This is a genomic window from Actinophytocola xanthii, from assembly GCF_001921205.1.
Taxonomy (GTDB): Bacteria; Actinomycetota; Actinomycetes; order Mycobacteriales; family Pseudonocardiaceae; genus Actinophytocola; species Actinophytocola xanthii.
The window spans coordinates 28230-39645 of the sequence record NZ_MSIE01000003.1 but is presented as its reverse complement, the minus strand read 5'-3'; the positions used below and the strand labels follow the sequence as shown (position 1 = coordinate 39645).

Genomic DNA, 11416 nt, shown 5'->3' with positions numbered 1-11416 from the left:
GTCCTCGCGGTCCACCGCGCCGACAGTGAGCGCGGCGTCGGCGGACGCCGGGGTGCCGATCGACTCCTCGGAGGGCCCGGTGTTGCCGGCGGCGACCACGAACAGGGCCCCGGTCTCCGCGCTGATCCGGTTCAGGGCTACGGACATCGGAGCGGTGCCGTCGTCCGGCCAGGGGTCGCCCAGGCTCATGTTGACCACGTCGGCGCCGCTGTCGGCGGCCCACTCCATCCCGGCGATGACCCCCGACTCCGACCCGCCGCCGAAGTCGTTGAGCACCTTGCCGTTCAGCAGCGCCGCGTCCGGCGCCACGCCCCGGTACCGCTCACCGGCACCGGTGATGATCGACGCCACATGGGTCCCGTGCCCGAACCGGTCGTCGGTCCCGCTCTCGCTCTCGGTGAAGTCCCGAGCCTCGCGCACCGCCCCGGCCAGGTCCGGATGAGTGCTGTCGACCCCGGTGTCGAGTACCGCGACCGTGGTGCCGGCACCGGTGTAGCCGGCGTCCCAGGCCTGCGGCGCGCCGATCTGCGGCACGCTGTGCTCGAGGCTGGCGCGGACGGGGCCGTCCAGCCAGATCCTGCCGGCCGCGGTACGTGCCCCTGTCCAGAAGGCGGTGCTCCGCTCGGCGCGGAGCGCGACCGCGCTCAGCACCGGCAGCTCGCGGACCGCGCGGAACCCTGCGGCACGCGGGGTGGCACCCGGGTAGTCCACGATCAGCGGCAGGTCCCTCCGCCGCGCGTCGTCGTAGCCGGCGCGCACCAGCGCGGTCACGTCGAACAGGCGGGGATCCAGCCTCCCGGCGGACACCCCGGTCAGCGCGTCCTCGGGGATCACGTGCACGTCGCCGCGCTCGTCGGTGAACGAACGGAAGCCCAGGTGCTCACGCCCCTTGCCGGCCCGGACGTCGACCCCGTCGGGATCGCCCAGCGTCACGACATCCCCGGTCACCAACGTGACCGTCGCTGCCTTCCCCAGTGTGTTGCCCGGTGGCGGCCCCGGCACACCAGCCGGGGCCGCCACCGCCGGGCCACCCACGAGCAACGTCGTGCTCGCCGTCGCCGCGGCAACCAAACCCGCGAACAGGACGCGGGCTCTTTTGTGGATCATGCACTCTCCCGGAGTCCGCGCGACAGCACCTCACCGGCCGCCGCTAGATCCAGTGAGTAAGACACGATTCGAGTGTGTCTGGTTGCACGCGGCGACCGATCAGGCCGGGACGACATGAGCCTTTCTGGGTCAGTTCAGGGCGTAGGCGTGCAGGACGGTCTGCTTCATGGAGTTGCCGTCGCGGTCGGAGACCGAGGACCGCAGCGAGACGAACTCCGCGTCCGTCGGGTGGTTCACCTCCGCCACCCAGTAACCACGATCGCGCCGCAACCGAACGTCCTGCCAGGTCTGCCCGTCGTCATAGGAGACCTCCACCCGCGGCGTGTCCACCTCGCCCGGCTGCTCGGCGCCGTTGCGCTGCACATGGACCGGGAAGCGGAACCGCTGCCCCGCCCTGGCCGCGTTGTGGTCATCCAGGTCCGGCGAGAACCGCATCGCCAACGCCGGTATCGCTGCCGGCTCCTCACCCTCGACATGCCCGCTGCTGAACGTCCACTCCGCATCGACCCGGGTCGAGAGCGGACCGGGTTGGGTGGCCGTCGTGCGGACGCTGTAGTCCGCCCGCTCCGGCAGGACCCGCGTCCGGACCCCTCCCGGATTCTCGCTCTTCGCGACAACCTCGCCGTTCCGCAGCAGCTCGGTGGTTCCGGTCGCCACCCCGGAACTGCCCGCACGGCGTGGGTTCCCGTCCGAGAACAGGCCGACGCTGACGACGACCTCGTTGCCGAGCCTGTGGATGCTGCCGACCTCGCCGTCGTAGGGCATGCCGGGGCCGAACACCCCGACGTTCCACCGCTCCTGCGTTGTCGAGCCGAGGCGGAAGGTCCTCGGCGTGTCGACGCGGCTGACCAGCCCGCTCGGCCAGATGGCGTTCGCGTGCTCGACCTCGGCGAAGAAGCCACCCCACGGCGCGTCCGGGGTGTAGTACTCGGTGAGCGTGTACGGCAGGGGCATCGTGACCACGTCGTCCCGGAGCCCCATCAGGCCCGGCGTCGCCACCGCGTGCTCCGAGACGACCTTGGCGAACTGGTCGTTGGTGAACCGTAGCTGGAGGTCGTCCGGCACGCGGCCGCTGTCGTCGGTGTGCCGTACGTGGTACAGGTACGGGCTGGCGTGGAACCCGGGGTACTGCCCGCTGCCGTCGGGCTCGGCGAGAGAGGCCTGCAACCCGAACGTGAACGCGCCGGGCGCGGAGGTCCGCGACGGACGGGTCCGCACCGAGTCGAAGTCCTGCCCGATACGGCTGGTCCCGATACTTCCCGACTCGGTCGTCATGTCGTAGGACCGTATGCTCCAACCGGGCCGGGCGTCCGGGTCGTCGAGGGAGATGCTGATCGGAACACCGTCTCGGGGGTCCAGGGTCTCCTGGGTCGGTGCGGTCACCGAGAACCTCGGCTCCACGAAATCGGTGATCGTCCCGTTGTCCAGGATCACGGCATCCAGGAAGTACTCCCCCTTGGGCAGCCGGGCGACCACGGTGCCGGACTCGTCGTAGGCCTCGTAGATCTCGGGAGCGGTGAGGCTGAGGAAGCGGACCATGTAGTTGGGTGTGGGGTTTCCGTCGTCGCCGAGTAAGCGCATGGTCACGTCGTGGCTCTCGACCCCCCGGGTCACCGCGACCGGCGTGCGCACGACGGTGTCCCCGGCCGAGGCGACGACGGCCCCACTGTAGAGGCCGTCCGCCGCCTCCACCCGCGTGTCCGTGGTCAGGGTGACCTCGGTCGAGCCGCCGACGGGCACCGTGAGCCGGTCCGCGGAGAAGGTGAACATGCCCTCGGGCGCGGGCTCGCCGTTCGGGCCGCGCACGTCCACCGCCAGGTTCAGCGTGACGGGCTCGGTGCCGGTGTTGCGGTAGGTCAGGGCCTTGACGATCGGCTCGTCGTCGTGGTGCGGCCACTCGACGGTGCCGAGGCTCAGGCTCGCCGGCAACGCCGTGACCGGCGTGCTCACCGCTGCCGCGACGTCCACCCTGCCGCTGCCCTGCTCGAACACCGACAGCTCCGGGTGCGGCTTCGCACTCGACGTCAACGTCGCCTTGAGCGTCTCACCCGTCCACTCCGGATGCCGCTGCGCCAGGATCGCCGCCGCCCCCGCCACATGCGGGGCCGCCATCGACGTGCCGGGCAGCGAGACGTAGCCGTCCGCGGCCGGGGTGCCGAGGAAGCCGTGGGCGGCCTTCGCCGCCACGATGTCCACCCCCGGAGCCGTGATGTCCGGCTTGATCGCCCCGTTCCCCCACCGCGGACCACGACTGGAGAACTCCGCCAGCTCCTCGGCGCGATCCACCGCACCCACCGTCAGCGCCGCGTCAGCCGCCGCCGGTGAGCCGATCGACTCCTCACTCGGACCGCTGTTCCCCGCAGAGACGACGAACAGAGCGCCGGTGTCCGCGCTGATCCGGTTCACCGCGAGGGACAGCGGATCGTTGCCCTCGCTCGGCTGGCGGTTGCCCAGGCTCATGTTGATCACATCGGCGCCGCTGTCGGCGGCCCACTCCATCCCGGCGATGATCCCCGACTCCGAACCAGAGCCGTCGTCGGCGAGCACCTTCCCGTTCAACAGCGCCGCGTCCGGCGCCACGCCCCGGTACCGCTCACCCGCGCCGGTGATGATCGACGCCACATGGGTCCCGTGCCCGAACCGGTCGTCGGCGCCGGTCTCGCTCTCGGTGAAGTCCCGCGCCTCGCGCACGGCGTCGGCCAGGTCGGGGTGGGTGCTGTCGATCCCCGTGTCCAGCACCGCGACCGTGGTGCCCGCGCCGGTGTACCCGGCCTCCCACGCCTCTGGTGCGCCGATCTGCGGCACGCTGTGCTCCAGGCTGGCCTGGACCTGGCCATCCAGCCAGATCTTCCTGGCCGCCGTACGCGCGCCCGCCCAGAAAGCAGGGCTCCGGTCGGCGCGGACCGCCACCGCGCTGAGCACCGGCAGCTCGCGGACCGCGCGGAACCCGGCGGCACGCGGGGTGGCACCGGGGTAGTCCACGATCAGCGGTAAGTCCCCCCGCCGGGCGTCGTCATAGCCCGCCCGCACCAGCCCGGTGACGTCGAACAGGCGCGGGTCCAGCCCTCCAGCCGACACCCCGACCACAGCGTCCTCGGGAATCACGTGCACGTCGCCGCGCTCGTCGGTGAACGAACGGAAGCCGAGGTGCTCACGCCCCTCGCCGGCCCGGACGTCGACCCCGTTCGGACCGCCCAAAGTCACCACGTCCCCGGTGACCAACGTGACCGTCGCGGCCTTCTCCAACGTTCTGGCTGGTGGCGGCCCCGGCGGAGCAGCCGGGGCCGCCACCGCCGGACCACCCACAAGCACCGTCGTGCTCGTGATCGCCGCGGCGACCAGGCCCGCGAACAGGACGCGGGCTCGTTTGCCGATCATGGACTCTCCCCGAGTCGCGCGACAGCACCTCACGGCCGCCGCTAGATCGAGTGAGTAAGCCACAAACCGGTTGTTCGCCGGTTGCTTGCGTAGGCAATCAACCGGGGACTGCGGGCGCTTTTCGTGATCAGTTCAGTGCGTAGGCGTGCAGGATGGTCTGCTTCAGGGAGGTGCCGTTCCGGTCGGAGACCGAGGAGCGCAGCGAGACGAACTCCGCGTCCTTCGGGTGGTTCACCTCCGCCACCCAGTGGTCGCGCTCCCGGCTCAACCGAGACGGTCGCCAGGTCTTGCCGTCGTCATAGGACACCTCCAGTCGCGGCGTGTCCACCTCGCCCGGCTGCTCGGCACCGTTGCGCTGCACATGAACCGGAAACCGGAACCGCTTCCCGGCTTTCGCCGCGTTGTGGTCATCCAGGTTGGGCGAGAACCGCATCGCCAACGCCGGAATCGGCACTGGAGTATCGCCCGCGACGTACTCGCTGGCGAACGTCCACTCCGCGTCGATCCGGGTCGAGAGCGGGCCGGGTTGCGTAGCCGTCGCGCGAAGGGTGTAGTCCGCCCGCTCCCGCAGAACCCTCGTCTCGACGTAGCCCGGGACCTGGCTCTCCGCGATGACCTCGCCGTCCCGCAGCAGCTGCGTGCTCCCGGTCGCCTCCAGGGAAACGCCCTCACGGCTCGGGTTCCCGTCCGAGTGCAGGCCGAGGTTGACGTAGATCTCGTTGCCGCGCCTGTCGATGCTGTCCCATCCGTCGCCATGGATCAAACCGGGGCCGAACACCCCGACGTTCCACCGCTCCCGCGTTGTGGTGCCGAGACGGAAGGTCCTCGGTGTGTCGATCTTGCTGGTCAGCCCACTGGGCCAGAGGTCGTTCCCGTGCTCGATCTCGTCGAAGAAGCCATCCCACCGCACGTCGGGGGTGTAGTACTCGGTGAGCGTGTACGGCAGCGGCATCGTGACCATGCCGTCCCGCGAGCCCATCATGCCGGGGGTCGCGACAGCGTGTTGGGAGACGACCTTGGCGAACTGGTCGTTGGTGAACCGTAGCTGGAGGTCGTCCGGCACGCGGCCGCTGTCGTCGGTGTGCCACACGTGGTAGAGGTACGGGCTGGCGTGGAACTCGGATCCCTCCTCGGTACCGTCCGGCTCCGCGAGGTGGGCCTCCAACTCGATGGTGAACGCACCGGGCGCGGAGGTCCGCGACGGGCGGACCCTCGTACCGTCGAAGGTGTGTGAGATGCCACCAGCCGAGATAGTTCCCCGCTTTGTCGTCATCTTGTAGGCCACCTCCCGGAAACCGACCCGGGCGTCGGGGTCGTCGACGGACACGCCCATCGGAACACCGTCTCGGGGGTCCAGGGTCTCCTCGGTCGGTCCGGTCACCGAGAACCTCGGCTCCACGAAATGGTTGGCCGTCTCGTTGCCCTGGATCGCGGCATCCATGAAGTACTCACCCTTCGGCACCCGGACGGCCACCGTGCCCGACTCCTCGTAGGGCAGGTAGGCCTTGCCGACGGTGAGGTTGACGAGGCGGACCTGGTAGTTGGGCGTGGGGTTTCCGTCGTCGCCGACGAAGCGCATGGTCACCTCGTAGCTCTCGACCTCCCGGTTCACCGCGACCGGCGTGCGCACGACGGTGTCCCCGGCCGAGGCCACGACGACCCCGCTGTAGATCCCGTCCACGGCCTCGACGCGTGTGTTCGTGGTGAGCGTGACCTCGGTCGACCCGCCCGCCGGCACCGTGATCTCGTCGGCGGAGAGCGTGAACATGCCTTCGGGAGCGGCCTCGCCGTTCGGCCCACGCAGGTCCGCCACCACGTTCAGGGTGACCGGCTCGGTGCCGGTGTTGCGATAGGTGAGCGTGCCGGTCACCGGCTCGTCGTCCTGGTGCGGCCACTGGACCGTGCCCAGGCTCAGACTCGCCGGGAACGCCGTCACCGCCGCCCGCGCCGCTGCCGGGACGTCCACGCGCCCGCCGCCCTGCTCGAACACCGACAGCTCAGGGTGCGGCTTCGCGCTCGACATCAACGTCGCCTTGAGCGCTTCACCCGTCCACTCCGGATGCCGCTGAGCCAGGATCGCCGCCGCCCCCGCCACATGCGGCGTCGCCATCGACGTGCCGGACATCGCGACATAGCCGTCCTCGACCGGGTCACCGATCACGCCGTGGGCGGCCTTCGCCGCCACGATGTCCACCCCCGGAGCGGTGATGTCCGGCTTGATCGCCCCGCTCCCCCACCGCGGACCACGACTGGAGAACTCCGCCAACTCGTCCTCGCGATCCACCGCACCGACCGTCAGCGCCGCGTCGGCCGCCCCCGGCGCGGTGATCGACTCGGCGGACGGACCGGTGTTGCCGGCGGCGACCACGAACAGGGCCCCGGTCTCCGCGCTGATCCGGTTCACCGCGAGGGAGACCAGGTCTGTGCCCTCGGCCGGATCCTGAGCGGAAAGACTCATGTTGACCACGTCGGCGCCGCTGTCGGCGGCCCACTCCATCCCGGCGATGATGCCCGACTCCGAACCAAGGCCGAAATCGTCGAGCACCTTGCCGTTCAACAGCGCCGCGTCCGGCGCCACGCCCCGATAGCGCTCACCCGCGCCGGTGATGATCGACGCCACATGGGTGCCATGCCCGAACCGGTCATCGGCGCCGCTCTCGCTCTCGCTGAAGTCCCGCGCCTCCCGCACGGCGTCGGCCAGGTCGGGGTGAGTGCTGTCGATCCCCGTGTCCAACACCGCGACCGTGGTGCCCGCGCCGGTGAACCCGGCCTCCCACGCTTCTGGTGCGCCGATCTGCGGCACACTGTGCTCCAGGCTCGCCCGAACCTGGCCATCCAGCCAGATCCTGCTGGCAGCGGTGCGAGCCCCGGCCCAGAAGGCGGTGCTCCGGTCCGCCCGGACCGCCACCGCACTCACCACCGGCAACTCCCGAACCGCACGGAACCCAGCCGCACGCGGAGTGGCACCCGGATAATCCACGATCAGCGGCAGGTCCCGGCGCCCGGCGTCGTCATAGCCCGCCCGGACCAACCCACTCACGTCGAACAGGCGCGGATCCAACCGCCCCGAGGACACCCCGGTAACAGCGTCTTCGGGGATCACGTGCACATCACCGCGCTCGTCGGTGAACGAACGGAACTCGAGGTGCTCACGCCCCTTGCCGGCCCGGACGTCGACCCCGTTCGCGCCGCCCAAAGTCACCACGTCGCCGGTCACCAACGTGACCGTCGCGACCTTCTCCAACGTTCTGGCTGGTGGCGGCCCCGGCGGAGCAGCCGGGGCCGCCACCGCCGGACCACCCACAAGCACCGTCGTGCTCGTGATCGCCGCGGCGACCAGGCCCGCGAACAGGACGCGGGCTCGTTTGCCGATCATGGACTCTCCCCGAGTCGCGCGACAACACCTCACCGGCCGCCGCTCCATCCAGGGAGAAAGACACGGTCGGGCGCGGGTTTGGTTGCTCGCACGGACCGGTCAGCCCATGTGCGGGTACCCGGGAGAGGTCGGCGGGACGAAGGTCTCCTTGATCGACCGCGGGCTCACCCAACGCTGCAGGTTGTAGATCGAGCCCGCCTTGTCGTTGGTGCCCGAGCCGCGGCTGCCGCCGAAGGGCTGCTGGCTCACCACGGCGCCGGTCGGCTTGTCGTTGACGTAGAAGTTACCGGCGGCGAAGCGCAGGGCTCGGTGCGCCTCGTCGATGGCGGCGCGGTCGGTGGCGAAGACGGCGCCGGTGAGCGCGTAGGGCGTGGAGCTGTCCACCAGCTCGAGGACCTTGCCGTAGTCGGCGTCGTCGAAGACGTGCACGGCGAGGATCGGGCCGAACCACTCGGTAGTGAAGACCTCCTGCGTGGGGTCGGTGCCGAGCACGATCGTCGGCTGGACGAAGTAGCCGACCTCGTCGTCGCAGCCGCCGCCGGCCAGGACCTCCAGCGTGGCGGTGGAGGCGGCCATCTCCAGGACGTCCCGGTGCTTGGCGAAGGCCCGGCCGTCAATGACCGCTCCGCCGAAGTGGGAGAAGTCCGTGACGTCCCCATAGGACAGTGCGGCCGTCGTGTCCACGAGCTGCTCGCGCAGGCCGGCCTCCCAGAGCGTGCGGGAGACGTAGGCACGCGAGGCTGCCGAACACTTCTGGCCCTGGTACTCGAACGCGCCGCGGACCAGCCCGGTCACCACCGCCGCCGGGTCGGCGGAGCGGTGCGCGACGACGAAGTCCTTGCCGCCGGTCTCGCCGACGATCCGGGGGTAGCTGCGGTAGGTGTCCAGTCGCTCCGCCATCGAGCGCCAGAGGTGCTTGAACGTCTTGGTCGAGCCGGTGAAGTGCAGGCCGGCGAAGTCCGGGTCGTTCAGCGCGACCTCGCTCACCGCGGCGCCGTCCCCGGTGACCATGTTGATCACGCCGGGCGGCAGGCCGGCCGCCTCCAGCAGGCGCATCGTGTGGTGTGCGGCGAGCTGCTGGGTGGGCGAGGGCTTCCAGACGACGGTGTTGCCCATGAGCGCCGGCGCGGTCGGCAGGTTGGCGGCGATCGCGGTGAAGTTGAACGGGGTGATCGCGGTGACGAACCCGTCGAGCGGCCGGTGGTCGAACCGGTTCCAGCCGCCGGGAGCCGAGCTGGGCTGCTCGGCGAGGATGCGGCGGGCGTAGGCGACGTTGAACCGCAGGAAGTCGATGAGCTCGCAGGCGCTGTCGATCTCCGCCTGCTGCACCGACTTCGACTGGCCGAGGACCGTCGCCGCGTTGAGCGTGTCGCGCCAGGGCCCGGCGAGCAGCTCGGCGGCACGCAGCAGCACCGCCGCGCGCTCGTCGAAGGGGAGCTCGCGCCAGGCGGGAGCGGCCTGCTTGGCCGCGGTGACCGCGTCGGCCACGTCCCTGGTGGTGGCCTGGGCGGTCACGCCGAGCACGTGCCGGTGGTCGTGCGGCTGGACGACGTCGATGGGGTCCCCGCCGGCCATCCGCCGCTCGCCGCCGATGGTCATCGTGAGCTCGTGCCGCTCACCCTCCAGCTCCGCGATGCGGCGCCGCAACGACTCGCGCTCGGCACTGCCCGGCGCGTAGGACCGGACCGGCTCGTTGACCGGCTCCGGAACGGACGAAACGGCGTCCATGATGTGGGTCGCCTCCCTGGCTCTCTTCGGTGGCCGCCCAGCTTGTGACCGGTCGCGGCCCGTTCCCCGTCATCCTGTCACGACTCGGGCTCCCACCAGGCCGCCAGCGTCTCCACCTCGGCCAGGAACAGCAGCTCCGGATCGATACCGGACAGCTCGAACTGGCCGGCGACCTCGAGGCTGAGCAGGCCGTGCAGCCGGCTCCAGACGGTGAGACCCCAGTGCTGCTGACGGGACGTCAGGTGGCCGTGCCCCATCCGCCGCCCCCACTCCGCGACCTGGCCGTGCAGCGGATCGCTCGCCGGCGGCCGGCTGTCCTCGCCCACCGCGGTCAGCAGCGCGGTCATTGCCCGGTTGGCGGCGGCCAGGGTGTGCTCGGGGGCCTGGTAGCCGGGGACCGGGGTGCCGAACAGGAGCAGGTAGCGGTGCGGGGCGGCGAGGGCCCAGGCCCGCAGGGCGGTGGCCGCGGCGAGCAGCCTGGCCGCGGGGGCACCGGGCGGGGTGACCGCGGCCTGGAGGGTGTCGGCCAGGTCGTGGTAGCCGTCCGAGATCAGCTCGGTGAGCAGCGCGTCCCGGTTGACGAAGTACCGGTAGAGCGCCGGGCCGGTGACGCCCATCCGCTTGCCGATCGCGTTGACCGAGATGCCCGCGACCCCGTGCTCGGCGAGTTGCTCCAGCGCGAGCCGCTTGACCTCCTGGCGGGTCTGCTCGCGGTACTGCTGCCTGCGGTCCATGTGCCTCCCTTGACAGCGGTACTGTAACACCCTCTAATTGGAGTTAGAGATTCTAACTTCCGAGGAGGGGTCATGAAGGAGATCGTGCTGACCGGGGCGGGCGGTCCGGAGATGCTGTTGGTCGCGGAGGTCGAGGCACCCGAGCCCGGACGCGGCGAGGTCCGGGTGCGGGTGGAGGCGAGCGGGGTGAGCTTCGCCGAGGTGCAGATGCTGCGGCGGCGTTACCCGATGCAGCCCCGGTTCCCGTTCGTGCCCGGCTATGACCTGGTGGGAACCGTCGACGCGGTCGGTCCGGGCGTGACCGGGGTCGCGGTCGGCGACCGGGTGGCCGCGATGCCCAGGACGGGCGCGTGGCGCAGCCGGGCCGTGGTGCGGGCCAGCTCGGTCGTGCCGGTCCCGGCCGAGCTGGACGCCGGCGTCGCGGTCGCGGCGGTGACCAACGGGGTGACGGCTTGGCAGATGCTGCACCAGGTGGCCAGGGTGCGGCCGGGGCAGACGGTGCTCGTGCACGGCGCGTCCGGCGGTGTCGGCTCGCTGCTGACGCGGTTGGCCGTGCTGGCCGGAGCGCGCGTGATCGGTACGGCGTCGAGCGCCAAGCACGACCTGGTGCGGGAGCTGGGCGGGGAGCCGGTGGACTACCGGGCCGCCGACGTGCCGGCCGCGGTGCGGGCGCTGGCCCCGGCGGGCGTGGACGCCGTGTTCGACCACGTCGGCGGTCCGAGCCTGGTCGAGTCGTACTCCCTGCTGGCCGACGGCGGAATCGTGATCAGCTACGGCTCCGCCAGCACCCTGCGCGACGAGGGCCACTGGCTGACCCCGTACCTGGGCGCGGCCCGCCGCGTCGCCGGCTGGCAGCTCGCCCGCCTGCTCGGCCGCGGCCGACGCCGCCGGGCGACGTTCTACTACGTGAAGCCGGGGCCCCGGTTCACCCAGGCCCTGACCGAGGTCTACCGCCTGATGAGCGCCGGCGACCTCACCGCGTCGATCGCCACCCGCCTCCCCCTCGAGAAGGCGGACGAGGCCCTCCGCCAGCTCGTCGACGGCCGGGCCAGCGGCAAGATCGTGCTCGAGGTGTGAGCGCCGGGGGTGCTGG

6 protein-coding genes are annotated in these 11416 nt (G+C 71.2%); 1 reads left to right on the top strand and 5 read right to left on the bottom strand.

Going from position 1 to position 11416, the window contains the following annotated elements:
* From BU204_RS03065 to BU204_RS03045, 5 genes are all read right to left on the bottom strand, one after another.
* On the bottom strand, positions 1-1107 hold a 1107-nt coding region (locus BU204_RS03065), incomplete at its 3' end, for a S8 family serine peptidase (protein ID WP_158073389.1).
* A 129-nt stretch (positions 1108-1236) separates the two neighbouring features.
* Positions 1237-4485, bottom strand: a complete 3249-nt coding sequence (locus BU204_RS03060) for a S8 family serine peptidase (RefSeq protein ID WP_083660963.1) — start codon at positions 4483-4485, stop codon at positions 1237-1239.
* Positions 4486-4612: 127 nt separating this feature from the next.
* Entirely contained in the window at positions 4613-7861 is a 3249-nt protein-coding gene (locus BU204_RS03055) for a S8 family peptidase (RefSeq protein ID WP_075123980.1), read from the bottom strand.
* 99 nt (positions 7862-7960) lie between these two features.
* Positions 7961-9589: an L-glutamate gamma-semialdehyde dehydrogenase gene (gene pruA / locus BU204_RS03050; RefSeq protein WP_075123979.1), complete on the bottom strand. Its 1629-nt coding sequence runs from the start codon at positions 9587-9589 to the stop codon at positions 7961-7963.
* Between the two features lie 77 nt (positions 9590-9666).
* Complete coding sequence (locus BU204_RS03045; RefSeq protein WP_075123978.1) at positions 9667-10323, bottom strand: TetR/AcrR family transcriptional regulator; 657 nt, start codon at positions 10321-10323, stop codon at positions 9667-9669.
* A 72-nt stretch (positions 10324-10395) separates the two neighbouring features.
* On the opposite strand from BU204_RS03045, the gene BU204_RS03040 reads away from it, so the two are divergent.
* Complete coding sequence (locus tag BU204_RS03040) at positions 10396-11400, top strand: medium chain dehydrogenase/reductase family protein (protein ID WP_075123977.1); 1005 nt, start codon at positions 10396-10398, stop codon at positions 11398-11400.
* Positions 11401-11416: the final 16 nt, after the last annotated feature.